The sequence below is a fragment of the Shimia thalassica genome (genome assembly GCF_001458215.1).
Classification (GTDB): Bacteria; Pseudomonadota; Alphaproteobacteria; order Rhodobacterales; family Rhodobacteraceae; genus Shimia; species Shimia thalassica.
Map to the genome: position 1 here is coordinate 496603 of NZ_CYTW01000002.1, position 21770 is coordinate 518372.

Sequence of the window (21770 nt, forward strand, 5' to 3'; positions counted from 1 at the left end):
TATTAGGCTGTGGTTGCGATCATCTCCAAGCGGGGACGAAGTTGTTCAAGCTCGTATCCCCCCTGACGCGCGGCATTCAGGATATCGTCAACCGGCAACGAATTGGCATGTCCCAGAGACCACGCAATGGTCGAGCGTGTCCCAGAGGCACAATAGGCCAGAACCTTGCCTTTGCTTGCTTCCAATGCGGCGCGCTGTGCTGCAAGGTTTTTCGGCGTCATCGTGTCATGGGTGAGCGGAAGTTCGAAAAAATCGATCCCCGCCGCCGTGACGGCCGTGCCGATCGCCGCGGCCTGATGGCTTGGCGGAATTTCGGCATCAGGACGGTTGCAGATAACAAGGGTGAAGCCGGCCTCTTTCAAGGCGGGCACATCCTCGGCCGCGATTTGCGGCGAGACGAAATAGCGGGGGGTGATCTGACGCAGTTCCATAGGGTGAGCGTTACTCGGCGGGGACCGCTTTGTCCAGTTGGCTGCGCACCATTGGTGCCGCAAACATGCCCGCAAGCATTGCCGCGAAGAACACCCAGTGTGGCCAACCACCATAGCTTAGCGATGCTACGGACGGTCCCGGGCACAAACCGGCAAGCCCCCAACCGGCGCCGAACAGTACGGAGCCCAGCACCAGATTACGCCCGATTTTGGGTTCTGGCGGTGTCGGAAATTCGCCGCCCACCAAAGGTTTACGACCACGAGTGAAGGCCCAGGCCACGGCCATGGGCAGGATTGCGCCCCCCATCACAAAGGCCAGTGTCGGATCCCAGCTGCCAAACACGTCCAGCCAGCCTTGGACCTTGGAGGTGTCCGTCATGCCCGAGATGAACAGGCCCGCGCCAAACAGGCCGCCCGCGATGAATGCAAAAACAAGACGGTTCATCAGATCACCCCCAGAATATGACGGAAAAGAACAACGGTAAGACCACCTGCCATGATGTAGAACACTGTCGCCACCATGCCGCGCAGGGACAGCCGCGAAATCCCGCAGACCCCGTGACCGGACGTACATCCGTTTGCGATACGCGTGCCAATTCCAACCAAAAGGCCGGCCGCAATCAGAACCGCCAGATTTTCTGTCACATGCGTAGAGAACGGGCGGTAAACAGGTTTCAAAACGATGGGCAGAAGAAACACACCGGCCAGAAATGCCAGACGTTCCGCCATGGTGTTGCGACCGGACCCATCAACCAGGCCGCCAATGATACCGCTTGCGCCCATGACACGACCATTGGCCAACAGGTATACGGCGCCTCCACAGCCAATCAGCATTCCACCGATCAGCCCCCAGATCCAGTCTGCGGGAATACTCTCCAACATGCGCGTTTCCTTTATGTTTTTTTGGAGTTTGAGTGAAAAGAACGCCCATGGGTTCGCAACCAGGGGCGTTCAAAAATCTAAACAGGGGCGTCAAATCTTGTTGACGGGAACCTTCAGGAACACATCGCCCTGTTCGTCAGGCTCGGGCATTTGACCAGCGCGCATATTGACCTGAAGCGACGGAATAATCAGCTTTGGCATCGCCAAAGTGGCATCCCGCGTGTCGCGCATTTCAACAAAGGCGTCTTTGTCTTTGCCTTCCCCAACATGGATGTTCTGCGTCTTTTGGGCGCCAACCGTGGTTTCCCATTGGTATTCATCGCGACCGGGGGCCTTGTAGTCGTGGCCAACGAAGATGCGTGTCTCGTCCGGCAGGGCCAGAATTTTCTGGATCGAATTATAGAGCGTTTCCGACGATCCCCCCGGAAAGTCGCAGCGGGCCGTGCCAAAATCCGGCATGAACAACGTATCGCCCACAAAGGCCGCGTCACCGATCACATAAGTAAGACAGGCAGGTGTGTGGCCCGGCGTATGCAGCACGTCGCCGCGCAGCTGACCGATCATAAAGCTGTCGCCTTCTTTGAACAGGCGGTCAAATTGCGAGCCATCCCGTTGGAACTCGGTGCCTTCATTGAACACTTTGCCAAAGGTGTCTTGCACCAACGTGATGTTTTCGCCGATCCCGATCTTGCCGCCGACACGTTCCTGAATATAGGGGGCCGCCGAAAGATGGTCCGCGTGAACATGGCTTTCCAGAAGCCACTCGACCGTCAGGCCCTGGTCACGCACATAGGCAATTACCTCGTCGGCGGATTTGGTATCGGTACGACCGGACGAATAGTCAAAATCCAGAACACTGTCGATAATGGCGCAAGAGGTGCCTTCAGGATCTTTCACAACAAATGAGATGGTGTTCGTCGCATTGTCAAAAAAGGCTGTTACTTCGGGTTTCATCGGGAATCCTCCATTTGTGAAAGAACATATAATGAAAAATGCATATGTCGCAACCCCCAGCATACAACAGGGTGCAGGATTGACCTACATCAAGGCTTTGGGTGGCGTGTTATGCGAGGCTCTGGTGCAACTGGAGGAAATCGCGATGATTGATCTTGCAAAGCAAAAAACATCCCTTCTGAAACGTCTGTCCGAACTGGACAGCCGCCTGCACGCCATCGAGGCAGAGCTGGAAGCGCCGCATTCGAAAGACTGGGAAGAATTGGCCGTCGAACGTGAGGGCGACGAAGTTCTCGAGCAGCTTGGCCAGAGCGGACAAGACGAGATTTTGCGTATCCGTGCGGCACTTAAGCGCCTGCGTGATGGAGAATACGGCATCTGTGTCCGTTGCGGGGACGATATTGCCGCAGAACGATTGAATATTCTGCCCGACGCACCACTCTGTAACGAGTGTGCAACCGCCGTGGCAGGTTGAATACTGGATTGGAGGAGTATCTGAACATGAACGTCAATGAACTTATTACCAAGGCAAATGAACTTGAGGCGCAAATCTCTGGGGCAACGGGGGACACCCGCTATGACCTGCATCAGAAGCTGCATCGCACTTTGGAAAATATCCGGATCAAAGGGGGCAAGGTGCCCGCGCATCTGCGTAACCTCGATCTTGAGCTGATCGATGAAGAAGTCGAAGACTCATTCGACAACATGCCGATCTAACCGATTTACAAGTGATTATGAAAAGCGCCCGCGAAGTGTTTCGCGGGCGTTTGCGTTGCAATTCCTTGCGTGATCGCGTTTGCTGCCTAAAGTTAATGTAGTCATTTGAAGTGTTTCGCGACAGGAGGTTAGGTATGGTTCAAGCAGTTCTCTTCGAGATCGAGGACAACGTGGCCGTCCTGACAATCAAAAGCCCTCCTGTAAATGCGCTGAGCCATGCCGTCCGGTCAGGGATCGTCGACGGGCTGGATCGGGCGTTGGGCGATGATGATGTCAAAGCGGTGGTTCTGATCGGGGGTGGACGCACCTTTCCTGCGGGCGCAGACATCCGTGAATTTGGACACCCCGTACAGGACCCGTGGTTGCCCGAGGTGTGCAACAGGCTGGAAATGGCGTCAAAGCCCGTTGTCGCGGCGGTGCATGGCACCGCTCTTGGCGGCGGGTTCGAAGTTGTCCTGGCCGCGCATTACCGGATCGCCGACAAAGACGCGCGGTTCGGCTTGCCCGAAGTCACGCTTGGCATTTTACCCGGCGCAGGCGGCACACAGCGCGCGCCACGTCTGGCGGGTGCCAAATTTGCACTGGATATGATGCTGACGGGGCGTCCCGTGCCTGTCACCGCGCCCGGTGCAAAGGTGTTTTTTGACGCTGTGGTCGATGGAGACCTGAGAAAAGAAGCGGTGGCCTTTGCGCAGAACCTGATCAGCGAAGGCAAAGGGCCCCGACGCACGCGTGACCAGCGCATCGGGTTCGAAGATCCGCACGCCTATCAGAACGAGGTGACCAACCGGTACCGTATGGTGGCGCGCCAACAGGAATATGCACCCGAACAGATTATCCGCTGTGTCGAGGCCGCCGCGCTTTTGCCATTTGATCAGGGGTTAGCGTTTGAACGGTCGTCTTTTCAGGATTGTCTTGAAACGTCTCAATCGGCTGCGCTGCGTCATGCCTTTTTTGCTGAACGCCGCGCCGGCAAGTTTCCCGAGTTGAAAACGGGGCAGGCGCGCGAATTGAACACCATCGGCGTGATTGGTGCGGGGGGGCTGGCGGCGTCGGTCGCCGTGATTTGCCTGCAAGAAGGCTGGCATGTGGTGGCCGCCACAACAACGGTGCGGGCCGCAGAGCATGCTGCGTCAGAGATTTCAAAACTTCTTGGCGGCGCTGTCATGCGCAAACACATGACCCAGACAGAGGCCGATGAGGCCCTCGCCCGGTTTACGACGGCGTCTGATCTGGTTGCCCTGTCCGAAGCCGATATGATTCTGGATTGTACGATCCGGCCGCCCTCTGCAAAACGGGATGTCTTCACGCAACTGGACGCGATCGCCAAAGAGGGCGCCGTGCTTGTTGATGCAGGGGCGCATTCCAAGGTGAACCTTCTGGCCCAAGCCACCGGAGCACCGGGAGATGTGGTGGCTTTGCACCTTTATGCGCCATTGCGTGTCAGCAAGGTCGCCGAGATCGTGCTAGGCGGGAATACCTCGGAAGATACGGTTGCGACCGTGATCTCGTTCTTGCGCAAGCTCGACAAGTTTCCGGTGCGTGCCAAAAATGAACAGATTGGCCCGCGCATTCTGGCGGCCTATCGCCTTGCTGCGGATTATATCGTCGAAGCAGGCGGAACGCCGTATCTGGTGGACCAGGCCATGCGCGGCTTCGGGATGAACCTTGGCCCCTATCAGGCGCTTGATTACGAAGGGTTCGAGGCTTCACTTAGTGCGCAAGGGTCTGCCTGTCGGGCGTCACATCAACCGGACTTTGTGGGACGCCTTCAGGCTGCGGGGCGCAACGGTGCACGCAGTGGCAAAGGGTTCTATCTTTACGAGGGCAAGCCCGCCTCGGTTCAGCAAGATCCGGAAGTGATTGAACTGATCCGCGCCTATCGGGAAGAAAACGGCATCGACCCCCGTGGATTTAGCGAAGACGCCATCCGGTATCGTTGCCTTGCGGCCATGGCGAACGAAGGCGCGCGTCTTCTGCGCGAAGGTGTGGCGCGGCGTCCGTCGGATATCGACACCGTCATGATACATGCCTTCGGCTTCCCGCGTTGGCAGGGTGGCCCGATGAAAGCCGCAGATAACGCGGGGCTTTTGCATATGAAGGTTGAACTGGAACGTTTTGCCCGGGAAGAGCCGAAATTCTGGACGCCGGACAGGATTTTTGATCACCTCGCCAAGAACGGCAAAGTGTTTGATGATCTGAACACCCAGTAGGTCAGTTCGTGTCAGGCGAGGAAGATCCCGAGGATCACCAACATCAGGCCGATGACCGACAGGAAAAGGGACCCAAGGTTCAAAGGCATCACTTTTTGAACTGCCACGCGCAGGTCTTCATCGCTCAAACCGGCCTTGCGGGCCTTGGCGACTTTGATGATGGACCACACAAGCCCAACCAGTCCCAACAAAGATATAGTTGCGCCGCCCCAGACAAGCCATTCCATGGTGCACGTTCCTTTTTAGTCCGTTGCCTGAGCCGCCTAAAGGATAACGCAAGTTACCGCAAGCGGCGGCATTGCGCCGGATCAGCGCATTTTGTTTATTCTGAGGGCGGGATGCTATTGCAGGGCAGGGGCCGCATGGCTAGGTTGCGGTCTTGTTTCGACCCGTTTCGATCCTAACAATAACACCTTCAGGAGGCCTCATGAGCGAGCAATCCCCCGACTCCAGCTACCGCGTCACAGCAGATGAACTGCGCCAGTTCATCGAACGTCTAGAGCGTCTGGAACAGGAAAAGAAAGACATTGCCGAGCACCAGAAAGAGGTCATGGCAGAAGCCAAGTCTCGTGGTTACGACACCAAAGTCATTCGTAAACTGATTGCGCTGCGCAAGCGCGACAAAGACGATATCGCCGAAGAAGAGGCGGTTCTCGAGATGTACAAAGAAGCGCTGGGCATGCTCTGAGAGACCTGGACGTCTTTCCAGACAGCGGGGCCTGATCTCAGGGCCCCCGCCCATACGATGCAGGCAGGTTTGATGTTGGACAACGCCGAAATGCGGGACCATCTCAAATCTGCGGCACCCGTCTGAGGTCCGAATGCCTCTCGAACAGAGTTATGGCGTGATCAAGTTGACGCCGGGCATGCGGGAAATCTCATAGACATCTTCATCATAGATGTCGGTCAACGCATCCACGTATTCTTCGGACCATCCGGGCAGGTCGAGTTCTTCTTCCAGCTCGTCTTCCAACGCAAACTTGTCCAAAAACGCTGCAATCACGCGCCGTTTCTGGATTTCGGTCATGCCTTCATGTGCCTGCACATAGGCGTGAAACCGTTCCATGCCTTCGTCTGACATGATTTCGGCCAGCAGATCGGTACCACCCTCAAGCGGCACAGTGGCTTCCACTCCGGCGAGTTCGCGCAGAATTTGTTCCCAGATCAGCGGCGTGTCTTCATTACACCAAACCGTCAAACCGATGGCGGGCACGTTTTCGCGGATGCGGCCAATGGTTTCGGCCCACCGCAGGGCGGTCGGAACGGCCCCTCGGGTCATCCCTTCCAGCGTTTCACCTTTTTTTGCCGCAACAAGAGCAGGCAGAAACGTGGCCGGATTCCGGATCGCGAAATGAACTTCGATCTCGTCCTGATGGAATAGGTTGCACATATCCAAAAGACGGTCGACGGCCTTGGGATAAAGCAGGTTTTCACGCACGGCCATTTTCGGGACGCAAAAGAAATCGTTATGAGACAAGATGATACGGTCTGGATCTTCTGCGCTGGGATCATTTAGTCCGGCAAAAAAGTCATCGCGCAGCTGGTCTGTGACCGGCATCTGCCCAAGACTGTGCAGCAGGGCGCGCAACTGGCGGCGGTAACTGCTGGGCTTGGGCAAAGAAATCCCGCGCGCAGCAAGGTTGTCCCTGTTTTTGCTCAGCGACTTCAAGAGCCTGTCTTCGTCTGTGAAATGTGCGCCGACGTGAAGAACAATCTGCATAGTGTAACTTTTTTCTTTTTGTTTGCGTCTACATTATATCTTCGTTTCTGGACAGTGAAACCAGTTTCGGGCAACAGAGACATTATGGAACAGACACGCCCTCCCATTGCCTCTGAAACCACCAAAAGCCGTGGTTTCCGGATCAAAATCGATTTTTGGTCGCTTGGCGCCTTGCTGATCGCAGCGATCGTTGTTGCCCCGATTTTGGCCGTTTTCTATCTTGCATTGTTTCCCACGGAAAACATTTGGGGGCATTTGCTTTCGACCACCTTGCCCCGATACGTGCGCAACACTTTGGTGTTGATGCTGTCGGTTGGCCTTTTGTCGGCAAGTGTCGGAACCGGCGCGGCATGGCTTGTCACGCGGTATAGATTTCCCGGTGTCGTCTGGTTGCAATGGGCGTTGTTGTTGCCGCTGTCCATTCCCGCCTATGTTGGGGCCTATGCGCTCGTAGATTTTCTTGAGTATGCAGGCCCGGTTCAAACGACGATGCGGGATATGTTTGGCTGGCAAACCTCCCGGGATTACTGGTTCCCGCAAATCCGGTCGATGGGGGCCGCCATTCTTGTGTTGTCTGCGGCGCTGTTTCCTTATGTCTACATCCTCGCGCGCGCAGCCTTTCGCGAGCAATCCGCAGCCGGTGAAGAAGTGGCGCGCTCGCTTGGGGCAGGGGCCCTTGGCCGGTTCTGGCGTGTTGGCCTGCCGATGGCACGCCCCGCGATCGCTGCGGGCACTGCGATTGTTATGATGGAAACCGTGAACGATTTTGGAACGGTTGACTATTTTGCCGTTCAAACCCTGACGACAGGGATTTTCAGTGTCTGGCTGGAAAGCAACAACGCCGGTGGTGCCGCGCAGCTGTCCACCGTGGTTTTGATGCTTGTGATTTTGCTTGTCAGTCTTGAAAAAACAAGCCGGCGCAAACAGAAGTTTTTCAACATGACCACGCGCCATCGACCTGCTGTGCGGGTCGACCTGACGGGCTTCTGGGGCATGATGGCGACATTGGCCTGTTTGATCCCATTTGCCTTCGGGTTTGTTTTGCCCTTTGGCGTCATCCTGAGCCATGCCGTTGATAACGCCAGCAGCTGGGCCGAGCCTGTCTTGATTCGCGCCCTTTGGAACACGCTGTTTGTGGGCGGGATCGCTGCCTTTGTGACGGTTCTAGCCGGGGTCTTTCTTGTTTACGGCGTGCGGCTATCGGGCAAGGCTTTGCCGCGACAGCTGTTGCCGCTGACGACCATTGGCTATGCCGCGCCGGGGGCTGTTCTTGGCGTGGGGATCTTGATCCCGCTGGCCACGGTGGACCACGGTTTGGCCGATTTCCTTGAAAGCATTACGGGCCAGCCTGTCGGGCTTTTGTTGAGTGGAACCGCCTTTGCCTTGATCCTTGCCTATTGCGTGCGGTTCTTTGCCATCGCGCAGGGGGCGGCAGACGGTGCCTTTGGACGTGTATCCCCCAGCCTACCACTGGCGGCGCGGTCCTTGGGGCGCACGCGCGGACAAACGCTGGTCGAGATCTATTTTCCGATGATCCGCACCACATTGGGATCGGCGTTGCTGTTGGTATTTGTGGATTGTGTCAAGGAACTGCCTGCTACGATGCTGTTGCGGCCCTTCAACTTTGATACATTGGCCACTTTGGTGCACGATCAGGCCAGCCTTGAAAACCTTGGCGAAGCCAGCCCGGGGGCGATCCTCATCATGCTGGTCGGTTTGGTGGCTGTCGGGCTTCTGGCGCGCGCAAACCGGTAACACCTGTCATCAAGCGGCGTGGATAAGTCCGTGCCCGAAAATGCACCCGACGCACCATGTAAGTGGATCAGCGCATCCTTCCATTGTGCCCGACGGGATTTCGCTCCTATGATAGATTTTTTCGATCACAGGATGCGAAATGATCAAAAGCCAGATCACCCTCAAGCAACTCGAGGCCTTTGCCTTTGTTGTGGATACAGGCACGTTTCGGGCGGCGGCCACGGCACTGGGTACGACACAGCCCAACATTTCGGCAAGAATATCGGCCTTGGAAAGCGCGCTTGATACCACGTTGTTGATTCGTGATGCGGGGTCTGTGCGGCTGACGTCCAAGGGAAAGCGGCTGTTGGAAAAGGCGCGTCAGGTGCTTTGGGCCGGAGAAGCGCTGATTGAAGAGGCAGGACAGCAGGTCCTGATCGAAGAAAGGCTGCGTTTGGGGGTTACAGAACTTGTCGCCTGCACATGGTTGCAAGAGTTTTTACGTCTTCTCAAAGGCGCCTATCCCAAACTGCGCGTGCAGCTGGAAGTGGACCTTTCCTCGGTCATTGAGGCGCGTCTGATGGAGGGGCAGCTTGATCTGGCCTTTCAAAACGATCCATTCAAATCCAGCGCTTTTGCCAGCGAAGCTTTGGGGGCGGAATCCTATTGCTGGGTGGCCAACCCCAACCTGATAGCCGAGATTGGAAGGTCACCGCGTGCTGGCGATTTGTTCCAGCATACAATTCTGACCCACTCCAAAGACACTCAGGCCGGTCATGCACTGCATGCCTTCGCAGAAAGTCAGGGCCTGGGGCGCCACCAGATTGTCCACTCAAGTGCACTGTCGGCCTGTGTTCCCATGGTCCTCGAAGGGCTTGGGATTGCCTTGTTGCCCAAGACCTTGGTGCGTTGTGAAATTGCCTCGGGAAACCTTCTTGAAATCGCGTTCGACTGGCTTCCCGACCCGCTGTCCTTTTATGCCAGATACGCGCCTAGCCGCGCGCCGCTGTTTGTCGCCAAGGCGGCAAAGCTGGCAAGCCGCGCCATGAACCCTGCCAAAGACGAGGTGTATGATAAATAAAATTGATCGACCTGAACAATTTAATCAATTTGCTTTTGAAAATCCGGTTTGGCTAACTGTCGGTATGACTAGATCAACGACTTGGAGCCTTTTATGAAAACCACGACCATCCGGCTTGGCGTCGACATCGGTGGGACATTCACGGATGTCGTGTTGGAAAAAAACGGCGAACCTTTTTCCACCAAGGTTCTGACGACCTATGCCGCACCGGAAAACGCGATTATCGACGGGATGCATCAGGTCTGTGAACAGGCCGGCGTGACCCCTTCGCAGATCGATCAGATTATCCACGGAACCACTCTGGCGACCAATGCGTTGATTGAACGGCGCGGCGCAAAGACCGCGCTGATCACCACCGAAGGATTTCGCGATGTCATCGAGATGCGCACCGAATCCCGCTTTGAACAGTATGACCTGAACCTCAATCTGCCAGACCCGCTGTTGCCACGCCAAAGACGCTTTACCGTGCCGGGGCGGGTTGATGCGAACGGGCAGGTGTTGATCGATCTGGATCGCTCGGACGTGGAAGCCGTTGTCGAAAAAATTGCCCAAGGCGGGTTTGAAAGCGTTGCCGTGGGTCTGATCCATTCCTACCTGAACCCGGCCCATGAACAGCTTGTTCGTGATGTTTTGCAAGAAAAGCTGCCCGAGGTTTCGGTGTCGATCTCTTCCGAGGTCAGCCCGCAGATGCGTGAATATGAACGGTTCAACACCGTGGTGGCCAATGCCTATATCAAACCCCTGATGGCCTCTTATCTGGGCCGTCTCGAAGAGCGTTTGAAAGGCGAGGGCGTCGCCTGCCGCATCTTCCTGATGCACTCTGGTGGCGGGATCATCTCGATCCAGAACGCGGCAGATTTCCCCGTGCGACTGGTCGAATCCGGTCCTGCGGGCGGGGCCGTGTTCGCGGCGCATATTGCTGCGCGGTACGGGATCGACAAGGTGCTGTCGTTTGACATGGGGGGCACCACGGCAAAAATCTGTTTGATCAAGAACCAGACACCCAAAACGTCACGCGTGTTCGAGGTCGCCCGAACCTATCGTTTCAAAAAGGGCTCTGGTATGCCCATCTCGATCCCCGTGATTGATATGGTCGAGATCGGCGCAGGCGGGGGATCCTTGGCGCATGTCGATTCCATGCGCCAGATCCGTGTCGGTCCAGAAAGTGCTGGATCTGAACCGGGCCCCGCATGTTATGGCCGCGGCGGAGAGAAACCGGGTGTCACCGACGCCGATCTTGTCTTGGGTAAACTGGACCCTGACAATTTTGCCGGTGGTTCGATCAAGCTACACCCTGAAGAGTCTAAATCCGCTCTTAAAAACCATGTTGGGGAAACGCTCGATATGGATGCCGTCGAGTCGGCCTTTGGCGTGGCCGAGGTTGTCGATGAAAACATGGCCAATGCCGCGCGTGTTCATGCCGTGGAAAACGGCGAAGACCTGAGCGAATACACCATGATTGCCTTTGGCGGTGCGGCGCCCCTGCATGCAGGGCGCCTTTGTGAAAAGCTGGGGGTTGAACGGCTTTTGGTGCCACCGGGGGCGGGCGTAGGTTCGGCGATCGGGTTTCTGCGCGCGCCTTTCAGTTTCGAGGCCAACAGGTCGGTCTATATGACGTTGTCGGATTTTGATCCCGACAAGATCAGCGCGCTTTTGCGCGACCTGCAAGCCGAAGCAACCGGTTTTGTGCGCACCTGTGATGAGGTCAGCCCTATCTTGTCCGAATTCAAGGTTTACATGCGGTACACCGGGCAGGGCTGGGAAATCCCGATCGAATTGACCGAAGAACAGGCCATGGCACCGGATGCCGCCACTTTCGAGGCGCGGTTCATCGAAGACTATACCAAACTTTTCGGACGTCCCGTTGAAGGGATGGATATCGAGATCACGGTCTGGTCCGTGAATGCGACGACGCCCCCCGAAGAGGTGGCACGCGTCTCTGAAACACAGGCGGCGGGAACTGCGACCCAAGAAGGCACCCGGCCTCTTTTTGATGCGGCCAAGGCGCAATACCTTGATGCGGGTATCATACGGCGTGACCTGATGCAGACCGGGCAATGTGCCCATGGACCGGCGGCGGTCACCGAAGCAGAAACCACAATTATCGTGCCCGCCAGCCGATATGCAATCCGTCAGCCGGATGGCTGTATCGACGTTGTGAGCAAAGGATAACTGGGATGAGCAAAGACCATTCAAAAGTCGCCTATCAGGTTATGTGGAACCGGTTGATTTCGGTTGTCGAAGAACAGGCACAGGCCCTTGTGCGCACGGCGTTTTCAACATCCGTGCGTGAAGCGGGGGATTTGTCCGCAGGTGTGTATGACACGTATGGCAACATGCTGGCGCAGGCGGTGACGGGAACACCCGGGCATGTGAATGCGATGGCCGATGCCGTGGCGCATTTCATTCGACGTATCGGACCGGCGAATATCTTCGACGGTGACGTCTATATCACCAACGACCCCTGGGAAGGCACAGGGCACCTTCATGACATTACCATGGTCACGCCGTCCTTTCATAATGGTGCACTGGTGGGGTTCTTTGCCTGTACGGCGCATATCGTCGATATTGGCGGGCGCGGTTTTGGGGCGGACGCACATTCCGTCTATGAAGAAGGGCTTTATATCCCGATTATGAAGTTCGCCAACCAAGGCACCGTGGATGAAACGCTGACCCGCATCATTCGCGGCAATGTGCGCGAGCCTGACCAGTTGATCGGAGATATCTATGCACTGGCGACATGTAACGAAATCGGACACCGGCGCCTGATCGACATGATGGACGAGTTTACGCAGGAAAATCTGGACGGGATTGCCACGTTTATTCTCGACAATTCGCGCCGTGCTACAATCGAACGGATCGCGGCATTGCCCCAGACATCCGCAGAGGGCGAGATGACCATGGACGGGTTTGACCGCCCCATCACGCTCAAGGTCAAGGTCAGCGTGGAAGGCGACCGGATTGTCTCGGACTTCACCGGAACGTCGGGCGTGGACAAGAAAGGCATCAATTGCCCGCTCGTCTATGCCAAGGCTTATGCCTGCTATGCGCTGAAAGTGGCCATTGCCCCCGAAATCCCCAACAATGCGGCTTCGCTTGCGCCGTTTGAGATCACGGCCCCCGAAAACTCGATTGTGAACGCCTTGCACCCTGCACCCGTCGCGTTGCGTCACATCGTGGGGCACTTTGTACCTGACGCCGTGTATGACGCGTTTGACAAAATTGTGCCGGATCTCGTGCCCGCCGAAGGTGCCGGTTGTTTGTGCAATTTTCAGGTGTCTTTGCGGCCCCGCACGGATGCACCGGCCCCGATGACCGCACGCCGGTCAGAGGTTCTGACTTTCAATTCCGGTGGATCCGGCGCGCGTCCGGAACATGACGGGCTGAACGCAACAGCCTTTCCTTCGGGCGTGATGACCATGCCGATCGAAGCCACGGAACATGCCGGCCCCGTGATCATCTGGCGCAAGGAATTGCGCCCCGACAGCGGCGGCGCGGGCAAAACGCGCGGCGGCCTTGGACAGTACATGGAAGTCGGCGCGCAAGAAGGCCACGAATTCGACATTCAGGCCATGTTTGACCGTGTTGACCATCCGGCGCGCGGGCGTCGTGGTGGCGGGGCGGGGGCCTCGACAACAATTGCGCGCGATGATGGTGCCACGATGCGGGGCAAGGGCAAACAATTCGTCCCGCACGGCCGCAAAGTGGTTATGGCGTTCCCAGGAGGCGCTGGATACGGTGACCCGTCAGAGCGCGCCAAAGAGCTGGTAATCAGAGATCTTGCTCGCGGGTATATCTCGGCAGAAACAGCCGCGCGTGACTATAATCTATCCGCCCAAGACATCGCAGATGTCGAGGCCGCCATAGCCCGAGGGGAAAGCCTATGAAAACGCAAGCACCACAAAGCAGCAGCTATGATGTTGTCATAATCGGCGGGGCCATGATGGGGGCATCCGCCGCTTGGTTCCTGTCGGATGACAAGGATTTCGACGGCAAGGTTTTGGTCGTGGATCGTGATCTGAGCTATGAAAACACATCCACCATGCACACCAATTCATGCATGCGGCAGCAGTTTTCAGGCGAACTGAACGTACGCATCAGCCAGTTTGCAGCGGATTTCGTGAAAAACCTGCCGCGATACATGGGCAATGACGACCGCGTGCCGGACCTTTCGATCCGCTCGTTCGGATATATGTATCTGGCGGACAACGATGCTTTTGCCGATGTGCTGCGTGAAAGCCAGAAAGTCCAGCTGGCGGCGGGGGCCGCAACGCAATTGATGACGCCCGAGCAAATTCTCGAGGCCTATCCCTTCTACAACGTCGACGACATCGTTTTGGGGTCGATCAACCTGATCGACGAAGGTTTCTGGGATGCGACAGCGGTGTTTGACTGGTGGCGCAAATCCGCGCGGGAACGTGGTACGGAATACATCGAAAACGAAGTTGTTGCCGTGACCAAAAATGCGGCTGGCACACGTGTCGAAAGCGTGACCTTAAAGTCGGGCGAAGTGATCGCCTGTGGTCAGGTTCTCAACGCGTCGGGGCCACGTGCCGCGCTCACGTCACGAATGGCGGGGATCGAGCTGCCTGTTGAGCCGCGCAAACGCTTTTCCTGGATATTCTCGGCGGCCGAACCGCTGGATCGTGACCTGCCTTTGACCATTGATCCCTCTGGTGTGCATGTGCGCGAAAACGGCGGTGGCACCTATCAATGCGGTGCCCACTCTGACATCGACCCCGCCGTTGATCCCGAAGATTTCGTAATGGACCACGCGATCTGGGAAGAACACGTGTGGCCCGTGCTTGCCACGCGCATTCCCCAGTTTGAAAGGATCAAGGTCACATCGGAATGGGCCGGGCACTATTCCATGAACACCTTTGATCACAACGCGATTATGGGGCCGCATATGGAGGTTGAAAACTTCTTTTTCCTCAACGGGTTCTCTGGCCACGGGTTGCAGCAATCTCCGGCGATGGGGCGCGGCACGGCGGAAATCATGGTGCATGGCGCCTATAAATCTCTGGACATGACCCAGTTCCATTTTGACCGCATTCCTGCAGGGCGCAAAATCATCGAAAAGGCCATCATCTGATGAAGCTCGCGAAGAATGCCTTTACCCACGCGCTGGCCTCAAAGGACAGACAACTGGGGCTCTGGATTACATTGTGCAGCAACTTTGTGGCCGAAGTGACAGCGCACGCAGGATATGACTGGGCGTTGATCGACATGGAGCACAGCCCGAATGACTATTTCAGCGTTCTGGGCCAGATGCAGGCATTCGCGGCCAGCCCGACAACCGCCATTGTACGGGTTGAATGGAATGATGCCGTTGCGGTGAAACGGTTGCTGGACCTTGGTGCGCCGGGTCTGTTGTTTCCGATGATCCAGTCGGTCGAAGAAGCCGAGGCAGCCGTCGCCGCAACGCGTTATCCGCCTCATGGCAACCGTGGCGTTTCCGGCGCGACACGTGCCACAAAATTCGGGCGTGTGACCGACTATGTTGCGCGGGTCGAAGACGAAACAACCGTTCTGTTGCAGCTAGAGACACGGGCCGCCATCGAACAGGCCGACGCCATTGCTGCCGTAGACGGTGTACACGGCATTTTCTTTGGCCCCGGCGATATCGCGGCGGACATTGGACAGCTTGGCAATCCAATGGACCCCGAGGTTTGGGCCCTCATCAAACCGGCGGCGCAAAAGCTGATCGCCAATGGCGTGCCGGTGGGCACTCTGGTTCTGGACCCCGATTTTGCGGCCGAATTGCTGAATGAAGGCTTCACCTTCGTGGCATGCGGCACAGATGCGTCCTTGCTGGCAAAGGCATCCGACGGTTTGTTGGCAAAAGTGAAGGGGGGCTTCGATGAAGTTCGCGGCGTCCCGCCTTGATGCCGTTCAACCCTCGGCATCGGCATCGGTCAGTCAGGCAGCCAAAGCGGCAAAAGCGCGTGGGGAAGATGTGATTGATCTTGGCCTTGGTGAGCCTGACTTTGACACGCCTGCGCACATTGTCGAGGCCGCGCATCTTGCGGCCTTGCGGGGGGAAACGCGGTATCCCCCGACACATGGCACAGCCGAAATGCGTCAGGCCGTCGTGGACAAGCTGCAACGCGAGAATGATCTGGGCTATGCGCTGGATGAGGTCATTGTGTCAAACGGGGCAAAGCAGGTCCTGTTCAATGCCTTGATGGCGACGCTAGAGCCAGGCGACGAGGTGTTGATGTGCGCGCCGTATTTTGGCCAGTACAAGGATATCGTCTTGATCCTCGGGGGGGCGCCTGTTGCGTTGGAATGCCCTGCCGAAAACGGATTTCGCCTGACACCTCAACAGCTTGAAATGGCGATAACGCCAAAGACGCGCTGGATCTTGCTGAATTTGCCTTCCAATCCCGCGGGCGCGGTCTATTCCGGCGAGGACTTGCGCGCGCTTGGCGCGGTGCTCGAGGCGCATCCGCATGTTCTTGTCCTGTCGGATGAAATTTATGAACATATCCTGTTTGATGGCCGCGCGTTTTTGTCGTTTGCCGCCGCCAATCCGCAACTGAAAGACCGGACATTGACCGTCAACGGCGTGTCCAAGGCTTATGCCATGACGGGGTGGCGGATCGGTTACGGGGCAGGGCCCAAGCTTTTGATCGCCGCGATGAGCAAAGTTCAAAGCCAGATATGCTCTGGCGCCTGTTCGGTTGCGCAAGCGGCGGCTGCAGCGGCCCTCAATGGCCCGCAAGATGAAGTTGCGGTGTTTCGTGCGGCCTTTGAGGCGCGCCGCGATCTGGTGGTTGAACGTGTCGCCCGCATCGCAGGCCTGACCCTTGATCCGCCGGGCGGGGCGTTTTACGCCTTTATCGGCTGTGCAGGGCTGATCGGAGCCCAAACGCCCGACGGCAAAACGCTGGAGGATGATACAGCGGTCACAGCTTATCTTCTTGACGATGCTGGAATTGCCGCCGTTCCAGGCAGTGCCTATGAGCTTTCCCCCTTTTTTCGCATTTCCACAGCGACATCTCTGGAAGTTCTGGATGTTGCGATGGACCGTATCGCGGCCTCGGTGGCCAAACTCAAAGAAAGACATGATCCATGAAAAAACTCGTTCTTACCGGTGCCGCTGGCCGTTTGGGGTCATACTTGCGCGACCCTCTTTCGAAGATGTGTGAAACCTTTGTTTCCACCGATTTGGCGGACAGCATTGAAAATCTGGCGGACAACGAAACCTATGTCAAAGCGGACCTCAGCAATCTGGATGACATGCTGGAGGTGCTGAAGGGGGCCGATATGGTCGTGCATTTCGGTGCCTATGGCGACGAAGCACCCTTTGAGACCATTTTGGGCCCCAACATCATCGGCGCCTATAACGTGTGGGAGGCCGCCTATCGCAACGGGGTGCGCCGCGTGGTCTATGCGTCGTCGATCCATGCCGTTGGGATGCACAAGAAAACCGAATTTATCGGCATTGACGCCCCCCATAAACCGGACACGTTCTATGGCTTGGCCAAGTGTTTTGCCGAAGATCTGGCCAGCATGTATTGGGACAAACGCGGCGTCGAAGCCGTGTGCATGCGCATCCTGTCCTGTGCCAAAGTCAGCAATGCCCGCGCGGTGAGCACATGGCTCAGCTATAATGATCTGATCCGGCTTGTCACGCGAGCGATTGATACAAAGGTAACCGGGTTTTCGGTTGTGTATGGCGTGTCAGACAACGACCGCGCGCCGGTGGACAACTCTGGCGCCCGTCATTTGGGGTATCGCCCTCAGGACAACGCGGAACAGTTTGCACAAGAGATTTTCGAAGAGGCGGGTGTTCTGGATCCTCAGGACCTCGCGAATGCCTGCCACGGTGGCCCGTTTGCCTCTGTGCCTTTGGGCAACTCGGGCATTGCGGCGCTAAATCTCAAATCAGATGATGTTGCCAAAAAGTAGCAATAACAAAGCAGTATTTAACTCTCCTCATCTTCTCTGATGAGGGCGTCTGCCCCCAAGCACCAGGCAAATTGCTCCTGTTGCTTGGGGCTTTTCTTTGAGAAACCCTAGGCGACGGTTTCTTCGTTCAGCACGTCCGCGAAAGATTTGAAGAACTTTGAAGCCAGCTTTTTCGCTGTGCTTTGGATCAGGCGGCTTCCAAGTTGTGCAAGCTTGCCACCGATTGCGGCTTTGGCTTCATATCTCAGAATGGTGGTGTCCCCGTCAGCGGTCAGCGTCACGTCCGCGCCCCCCTTGGCATGACCCGCAGCGCCGCCATTGCCCTGTCCGGTGAGCGAGAACGCATCGGGCGCTCCGGCTGTATCAAGTTGAACATCGCCGCTAAAGCGCGCTTTGACTGGCCCGATCTTCAGCACAACCTTGGCTTCAAGTTCCGAATCCGAATGCTTGATCAGTTCTTCACAACCGGGAATGCAGCGTTGCAATACTTCGGGATCGTTCAGGGCAGCATAGACCTGTTCCTTGGGGGCGTTGATGATGATTTCGTCCGAGAGTTCCATTGGGTTTCCTTTCCTAACAACAGGGGAATCTGATTTTGTCGGCTTGTTCCGGTGTCAGCGCCATTTTCTTGCGCAGGCGGTTGATTGTTTTGATGAGCTTTCTCATGAGAGGGCGTCCTCTTCGTTAGACACCAGCGCATAGGCGTCTGGTGTATCGACATCGCAATAGAACCCGCGCGCAGTCAGGCCGTGCCGCTGCACCAGCTGGGGATTGTCGCGAGTAAACCGCATACATCCGGGTCGGGACGGATCCGCCGTCAGACGCGGGCGCAAGGCGCGGGGCACGGCGATGGGGGTGCCACGTGTGCCGTCCAGCGCCGGAATAGATATCTTGTTCGGGGCGGCGTTGTGATGGGCCTCAACAAGCGTGGTGATGTCTTCTGCGCGCAAATAGGGCTGATCGCCCAATCCGATCAGAACCACCTCTGCATCAGGACACTTCGACAAACCAAACGCGACCGAGGTTTGCTGGCCTTGTTCAAAACCTGCATGAAAGGCGCAGTCCACCTCGAGATCCTCAAGCGCGGCCGTGACCCGAGGCGCCTCGTGACCCGTCACAACCGTGATGGGGCCTGACAGGGCAGAGCGGTATTGCATCACAACATGGCGGATCATGGGGATACCTCCCACTGGCAACAACAGCTTGTTGTTGGTCCCCATGCGGCGCGACAGTCCCGCGGCCAGAATGATCGCTGCAACATCAGTCATGCGCCACTTGAACCGGTGTGCGGCGCACACGCACAAGCTCGGCAAGTATGGACAGGGCGATTTCTTCGGGCGTGACCGCCCCTATATCGAGACCGGCCGGTGCCTTGACGGTATCTATTTGTTCCTGACTCAGCCCGTTCGCCAAAAGCTTTTCCGAAAGATTTGCGAATTTGCGGGTACTGCCCACAAACGCGACATGCGCAGCCTGAGATGCAATCGCGCTTTCGAGGGACTGAACGTCGCCTTGGCCTTGGGTGGCCACAACGATCACGCGTTGCAGGTTTGTGGCGGCAATGGTGTCGGGTGTCTCCTCCAGAACGGCCCAATGAAATTGCGGGGCCAATGAAACAAGCGCTTGGGCAACAGGCGAGCCGCCCAGCACCACAAGCTGTGGCATGGGCAGGTAGGGTTCGACGTAGATATCGATGCTGCCTTTGGACGGGCACCCGTTGCGTGCAAACCGCGTGCCGTCTACTTCTTCACCGGCGCTGACACCTTTCTCGGACAGGGTTTCTTCGGGGGCCACGGACACCAATTGCGGCTGCCCGCTTGCCAGGGCCGCCATGGTGGTCTTTTTGACGGCGCCGCGAATGCATCCGCCCCCAAGCCACCCGTGCAAAATCGTGCCATCCGCCCCCAGAATGGCCTTGGCACCGGGTTTTGCGGCGGTTGAACCAACGGTGCGCACGATGGTGGCATAGGCAAAGGGTTCGTTGTTGTCGCGCAGGTTTTGAACAACACCTGCAAGGTCTTCTGAAAGGAATTCAGCCGGAGTCATAGGGACAGCACCTCATTTTCAAGGGCCGCAAGATCGGCCAAAGTGTTGGCAGCTTTAAACAGGTCAAGATGGGGCAGGGCGGCGGCCATGCCCGAGGCGACAGGCGCATAATCGCTCCACCCCTTGAGAGGGTTGAGCCAGATAACCTTGCAGCCGCGTTTCTTGAGGGTGCGCAGCGCGGCATCAAGGATTTCGGGGCGCGCGGTGTCATAGCCGTCCGACAGGATCAGAACAACGCTGCGCCCATCGACAAAGCGTTTGGCATAGGTATTGGCAAACCGTGCCAGCGACGGCCCGATCTCGGAACCACCGCCGAACCCGTCGGCCATCAGGGACATCCGTCCAATTGCCCGCAGCGTGTCTTTGTCCCGAAGGGCTTCGGTGATGCGCACAAGGCGGGTATGAAACAAATAGGCATCCGCCGTTGGATCGCTGCGCATCAATCCTGTCAGGAAAGCCAGAAAAACCTGCGCATAAACCGTCATCGAGCCGGACACGTCGCACAAGGCAACGATCTTGCGCGGGCGATCAGGGCGGTGTTTGCGCATCAGGCGCAAAGGCTCACCGCCGGTGCCAAGACTGGCACGGATGGTTTTGCGAAAGTGCAGCCTGTCGCCTTTGCGCGCGGCAATACGTCGACGAGATCTGCGGTCGCGCAAGGCTCGTCCCAAACGACGCGCCACGTCCTCGGCCTGTGCGATGTCTTCCGCGCGTACAAGGTCCCGCAAATCCTTACGCATCAGATTGCTCACATGGGTGGCAATAAGGCGGCCTTCGCCATCGCTGTTGGCGTCACCAGTCCCACCGTCAGGTGCGGTGCTGCTTCCTGAACTACCAAGGTCCTGACCTTTGGCGTCGACGGATGAATGGATGTCGGGGTTGTTCTTGCTGGGGGGCGTTTGAACGATCTTTTGTTTTACGCGGCCCGCATCCAACCAGAAACTGTCAAACAGCGCATCAAAGCGTTCGGCCTCGTCCTTGCATCCTGTGCACACGGCGCGCAGGGCCTGACGCGTTTCTTCTGGCCGGATGGCATTGACTTCACACAGCGCGGCCAAGGCCAGATCCGTTTCCAATACACCAAGCCGCAGGCCGTTTTCGCGCAGATGCGCCATAAACCCCGACACGCGGGCTGCGGGGCCGGGGTCGCGACTGGAGAAACGGGTCACGCGTGTCATGCCGCACGTCCTGCAATACGGCCTGCAACCTCGACCGTGATCTGGGCACGGTCGCTTTGGGTCTTCAGCAATGTGCCAAGCGCGTATTGCAATGCCGTTGGATCATCGGTCAGATCGGCAATGCCCAGCCCCATCAAGGCGGCGGCAAAGTCCAGTGTCTCGGCCACGCCTGGTACTTTTTCAAGCTCTTCCTCACGCAATTTTTGTACAAAACCTACAATCTGGGCGCCCAAGCGGTCTTCGATGTGCGGGCTGCGTGCTTTCAGAATGGCGAGTTCCGTGTGCCGGTCAGGATAATCGACATAGGCGTAAAGACAGCGACGTCGCAAAGCATCCGACAGGTCGCGGGTGCCGTTGGATGTCAAGATCACGATCGGTCGGGACTGCGCCGTGATGGTGCCCAGTTCCGGAATGGTGACCTGAAACTCTGACAACAGTTCAAGAAGATAGGCCTCGAACTCTTCGTCGGCGCGATCAATCTCATCAATCAGCAAAACAGGAGGGGTGTCCTGCGTGATGGCCGCCAGCAACGGGCGTTCGAGCAGGAAATCACGTGAAAAGATACGGGTTTCCACGGCCTTGCCGGTCTCGCCGTCTTCGGCTGCCGCTCGGATGGTCAGCAACTGGCGTTGGTAATTCCATTCATAGATGGCCTGCGCCGCATCCAGGCCTTCATAGCATTGCAGCCGGATCAGCTTGGTCTCGCGCTGGGCTGCCAGACTGCTTGCCAGCTGTGTTTTGCCCACACCCGCGGCCCCTTCGAGCAGCAAAGGACGCCCCAAAGTAAGCGCGAGGTGAATGGCAACCGACAGATCATCGGATGCAACATACCCGTCATCCGCCAAAGCGGTTTGAAGATGTTTCCACGTCATCATGAATTCCCGGTTTGTGGGCCCC

General features: G+C 57.2%; 23 protein-coding genes. 12 read left to right on the top strand and 11 right to left on the bottom strand.

Annotated features, from left to right (window positions below; all coding sequences use genetic code 11):
• Window positions 1–2: 2 nt before the first annotated feature.
• From PH7735_RS12345 to PH7735_RS12360, 4 genes are all read right to left on the bottom strand, one after another.
• Window positions 3–431, bottom strand: a complete 429-nt coding sequence (locus PH7735_RS12345) for a protein tyrosine phosphatase family protein (RefSeq protein ID WP_058311670.1) — start codon at window positions 429–431, stop codon at window positions 3–5.
• A gap of 10 nt (window positions 432–441) precedes the next feature.
• A complete protein-coding gene (locus PH7735_RS12350; RefSeq protein ID WP_058311671.1) occupies window positions 442–876 on the bottom strand; it encodes a DUF6691 family protein in 435 nt (144 codons plus the stop codon).
• On the bottom strand, window positions 876–1301 hold the full coding sequence (locus PH7735_RS12355; RefSeq protein WP_099275742.1) for a YeeE/YedE family protein: 426 nt from the start codon (window positions 1299–1301) through the stop codon (window positions 876–878). Before PH7735_RS12355 ends, PH7735_RS12350 begins: the two co-directional genes overlap by 1 nt.
• Before the next feature lie 102 nt (window positions 1302–1403).
• Window positions 1404–2267, bottom strand: coding sequence for an MBL fold metallo-hydrolase (locus PH7735_RS12360; protein ID WP_058311673.1), 864 nt, complete (start codon window positions 2265–2267; stop codon window positions 1404–1406).
• Between the two features lie 31 nt (window positions 2268–2298).
• Between PH7735_RS12360 and PH7735_RS12365 the strand changes: the two genes are divergently transcribed.
• From PH7735_RS12365 to PH7735_RS12375, 3 genes are all read left to right on the top strand, one after another.
• Complete coding sequence (locus PH7735_RS12365) at window positions 2299–2742, top strand: TraR/DksA family transcriptional regulator (protein WP_306341228.1); 444 nt, start codon at window positions 2299–2301, stop codon at window positions 2740–2742.
• Between the two features lie 26 nt (window positions 2743–2768).
• Window positions 2769–2984, top strand: a complete 216-nt coding sequence (locus tag PH7735_RS12370; protein ID WP_058311674.1) for a hypothetical protein — start codon at window positions 2769–2771, stop codon at window positions 2982–2984.
• 134 nt (window positions 2985–3118) lie between these two features.
• Window positions 3119–5197: an enoyl-CoA hydratase-related protein gene (locus tag PH7735_RS12375; RefSeq protein ID WP_058311675.1), complete on the top strand. Its 2079-nt coding sequence runs from the start codon at window positions 3119–3121 to the stop codon at window positions 5195–5197.
• 11 nt (window positions 5198–5208) lie between these two features.
• On the opposite strand, the gene PH7735_RS12380 is transcribed toward PH7735_RS12375, so the two are convergent.
• Complete coding sequence (locus PH7735_RS12380) at window positions 5209–5424, bottom strand: hypothetical protein (RefSeq protein WP_058311676.1); 216 nt, start codon at window positions 5422–5424, stop codon at window positions 5209–5211.
• A gap of 200 nt (window positions 5425–5624) precedes the next feature.
• Here PH7735_RS12380 and PH7735_RS12385 point away from each other — a divergent pair, with 200 nt between their 5' ends.
• Window positions 5625–5885, top strand: coding sequence for a DUF2312 domain-containing protein (locus PH7735_RS12385; protein ID WP_058311677.1), 261 nt, complete (start codon window positions 5625–5627; stop codon window positions 5883–5885).
• A 150-nt stretch (window positions 5886–6035) separates the two neighbouring features.
• Here PH7735_RS12385 and PH7735_RS12390 read toward each other — a convergent pair whose 3' ends face one another.
• Window positions 6036–6917, bottom strand: a complete 882-nt coding sequence (locus PH7735_RS12390) for a hypothetical protein (RefSeq protein ID WP_058311678.1) — start codon at window positions 6915–6917, stop codon at window positions 6036–6038.
• 84 nt (window positions 6918–7001) lie between these two features.
• On the opposite strand from PH7735_RS12390, the gene PH7735_RS12395 reads away from it, so the two are divergent.
• The 8 genes from PH7735_RS12395 (at window position 7002) to PH7735_RS12430 (ending at window position 17649) form a co-directional block, all read left to right on the top strand.
• Window positions 7002–8672, top strand: a complete 1671-nt coding sequence (locus PH7735_RS12395; RefSeq protein ID WP_058311679.1) for an ABC transporter permease — start codon at window positions 7002–7004, stop codon at window positions 8670–8672.
• A gap of 139 nt (window positions 8673–8811) precedes the next feature.
• Window positions 8812–9732: a LysR family transcriptional regulator gene (locus PH7735_RS12400; protein WP_058311680.1), complete on the top strand. Its 921-nt coding sequence runs from the start codon at window positions 8812–8814 to the stop codon at window positions 9730–9732.
• 93 nt (window positions 9733–9825) lie between these two features.
• Window positions 9826–11904, top strand: coding sequence for a hydantoinase/oxoprolinase family protein (locus PH7735_RS12405; protein ID WP_058311681.1), 2079 nt, complete (start codon window positions 9826–9828; stop codon window positions 11902–11904).
• 5 nt (window positions 11905–11909) lie between these two features.
• Entirely contained in the window at window positions 11910–13619 is a 1710-nt protein-coding gene (locus PH7735_RS12410) for a hydantoinase B/oxoprolinase family protein (RefSeq protein ID WP_058311682.1), read from the top strand.
• On the top strand, window positions 13616–14827 hold the full coding sequence (locus tag PH7735_RS12415) for an NAD(P)/FAD-dependent oxidoreductase (protein ID WP_058311683.1): 1212 nt from the start codon (window positions 13616–13618) through the stop codon (window positions 14825–14827). Before PH7735_RS12410 ends, PH7735_RS12415 begins: the two co-directional genes overlap by 4 nt.
• Window positions 14827–15621: an HpcH/HpaI aldolase family protein gene (locus tag PH7735_RS12420; protein ID WP_058311684.1), complete on the top strand. Its 795-nt coding sequence runs from the start codon at window positions 14827–14829 to the stop codon at window positions 15619–15621. Before PH7735_RS12415 ends, PH7735_RS12420 begins: the two co-directional genes overlap by 1 nt.
• Window positions 15596–16813, top strand: coding sequence for an aminotransferase class I/II-fold pyridoxal phosphate-dependent enzyme (locus PH7735_RS12425; RefSeq protein WP_058311685.1), 1218 nt, complete (start codon window positions 15596–15598; stop codon window positions 16811–16813). The genes PH7735_RS12420 and PH7735_RS12425 overlap by 26 nt, the downstream gene beginning before the upstream one ends.
• Window positions 16810–17649: an NAD-dependent epimerase/dehydratase family protein gene (locus PH7735_RS12430; protein WP_058311686.1), complete on the top strand. Its 840-nt coding sequence runs from the start codon at window positions 16810–16812 to the stop codon at window positions 17647–17649. Before PH7735_RS12425 ends, PH7735_RS12430 begins: the two co-directional genes overlap by 4 nt.
• 107 nt (window positions 17650–17756) lie before the next feature.
• On the opposite strand, the gene PH7735_RS12435 is transcribed toward PH7735_RS12430, so the two are convergent.
• The 5 genes from PH7735_RS12435 to PH7735_RS12455 all read right to left on the bottom strand — a co-directional run bounded on the left by PH7735_RS12435 (window position 17757) and on the right by PH7735_RS12455 (window position 21745).
• Window positions 17757–18209 carry an SRPBCC family protein gene (locus PH7735_RS12435; RefSeq protein ID WP_058311687.1) on the bottom strand — a complete coding sequence of 151 codons (453 nt, stop codon included), beginning with the start codon at window positions 18207–18209 and terminating at the stop codon, window positions 17757–17759.
• A 102-nt stretch (window positions 18210–18311) separates the two neighbouring features.
• Window positions 18312–18917: a nucleotidyltransferase family protein gene (locus PH7735_RS12440; protein ID WP_058311688.1), complete on the bottom strand. Its 606-nt coding sequence runs from the start codon at window positions 18915–18917 to the stop codon at window positions 18312–18314.
• Window positions 18910–19695 carry an XdhC family protein gene (locus PH7735_RS12445; RefSeq protein ID WP_058311689.1) on the bottom strand — a complete coding sequence of 262 codons (786 nt, stop codon included), beginning with the start codon at window positions 19693–19695 and terminating at the stop codon, window positions 18910–18912. The genes PH7735_RS12440 and PH7735_RS12445 overlap by 8 nt, the downstream gene beginning before the upstream one ends.
• Complete coding sequence (locus tag PH7735_RS12450; RefSeq protein ID WP_058311690.1) at window positions 19692–20873, bottom strand: vWA domain-containing protein; 1182 nt, start codon at window positions 20871–20873, stop codon at window positions 19692–19694. Before PH7735_RS12450 ends, PH7735_RS12445 begins: the two co-directional genes overlap by 4 nt.
• Window positions 20870–21745, bottom strand: a complete 876-nt coding sequence (locus PH7735_RS12455) for an AAA family ATPase (RefSeq protein ID WP_199534991.1) — start codon at window positions 21743–21745, stop codon at window positions 20870–20872. The genes PH7735_RS12450 and PH7735_RS12455 overlap by 4 nt, the downstream gene beginning before the upstream one ends.
• Window positions 21746–21770 lie beyond the last annotated feature (25 nt).

Coding starts and splice junctions, on each gene's coding strand:
- PH7735_RS12410 (WP_058311682.1), top strand. CDS start 11,910: ATGAGCAAAGACCATTCAAAAGTCGCCTATCAGGTTATGTGGAACCGG.
- PH7735_RS12365 (WP_306341228.1), top strand. CDS start 2,299: ATGAAAAATGCATATGTCGCAACCCCCAGCATACAACAGGGTGCAGGA.
- PH7735_RS12455 (WP_199534991.1), bottom strand. CDS start 21,745: ATGACGTGGAAACATCTTCAAACCGCTTTGGCGGATGACGGGTATGTT.
- PH7735_RS12370 (WP_058311674.1), top strand. CDS start 2,769: ATGAACGTCAATGAACTTATTACCAAGGCAAATGAACTTGAGGCGCAA.
- PH7735_RS12445 (WP_058311689.1), bottom strand. CDS start 19,695: ATGACTCCGGCTGAATTCCTTTCAGAAGACCTTGCAGGTGTTGTTCAA.
- PH7735_RS12430 (WP_058311686.1), top strand. CDS start 16,810: ATGAAAAAACTCGTTCTTACCGGTGCCGCTGGCCGTTTGGGGTCATAC.
- PH7735_RS12395 (WP_058311679.1), top strand. CDS start 7,002: ATGGAACAGACACGCCCTCCCATTGCCTCTGAAACCACCAAAAGCCGT.
- PH7735_RS12415 (WP_058311683.1), top strand. CDS start 13,616: ATGAAAACGCAAGCACCACAAAGCAGCAGCTATGATGTTGTCATAATC.
- PH7735_RS12390 (WP_058311678.1), bottom strand. CDS start 6,917: ATGCAGATTGTTCTTCACGTCGGCGCACATTTCACAGACGAAGACAGG.
- PH7735_RS12385 (WP_058311677.1), top strand. CDS start 5,625: ATGAGCGAGCAATCCCCCGACTCCAGCTACCGCGTCACAGCAGATGAA.
- PH7735_RS12435 (WP_058311687.1), bottom strand. CDS start 18,209: ATGGAACTCTCGGACGAAATCATCATCAACGCCCCCAAGGAACAGGTC.
- PH7735_RS12440 (WP_058311688.1), bottom strand. CDS start 18,917: ATGACTGATGTTGCAGCGATCATTCTGGCCGCGGGACTGTCGCGCCGC.
- PH7735_RS12450 (WP_058311690.1), bottom strand. CDS start 20,873: ATGACACGCGTGACCCGTTTCTCCAGTCGCGACCCCGGCCCCGCAGCC.
- PH7735_RS12345 (WP_058311670.1), bottom strand. CDS start 431: ATGGAACTGCGTCAGATCACCCCCCGCTATTTCGTCTCGCCGCAAATC.
- PH7735_RS12405 (WP_058311681.1), top strand. CDS start 9,826: ATGAAAACCACGACCATCCGGCTTGGCGTCGACATCGGTGGGACATTC.
- PH7735_RS12420 (WP_058311684.1), top strand. CDS start 14,827: ATGAAGCTCGCGAAGAATGCCTTTACCCACGCGCTGGCCTCAAAGGAC.
- PH7735_RS12375 (WP_058311675.1), top strand. CDS start 3,119: ATGGTTCAAGCAGTTCTCTTCGAGATCGAGGACAACGTGGCCGTCCTG.
- PH7735_RS12425 (WP_058311685.1), top strand. CDS start 15,596: ATGAAGTTCGCGGCGTCCCGCCTTGATGCCGTTCAACCCTCGGCATCG.
- PH7735_RS12360 (WP_058311673.1), bottom strand. CDS start 2,267: ATGAAACCCGAAGTAACAGCCTTTTTTGACAATGCGACGAACACCATC.
- PH7735_RS12400 (WP_058311680.1), top strand. CDS start 8,812: ATGATCAAAAGCCAGATCACCCTCAAGCAACTCGAGGCCTTTGCCTTT.
- PH7735_RS12350 (WP_058311671.1), bottom strand. CDS start 876: ATGAACCGTCTTGTTTTTGCATTCATCGCGGGCGGCCTGTTTGGCGCG.
- PH7735_RS12380 (WP_058311676.1), bottom strand. CDS start 5,424: ATGGAATGGCTTGTCTGGGGCGGCGCAACTATATCTTTGTTGGGACTG.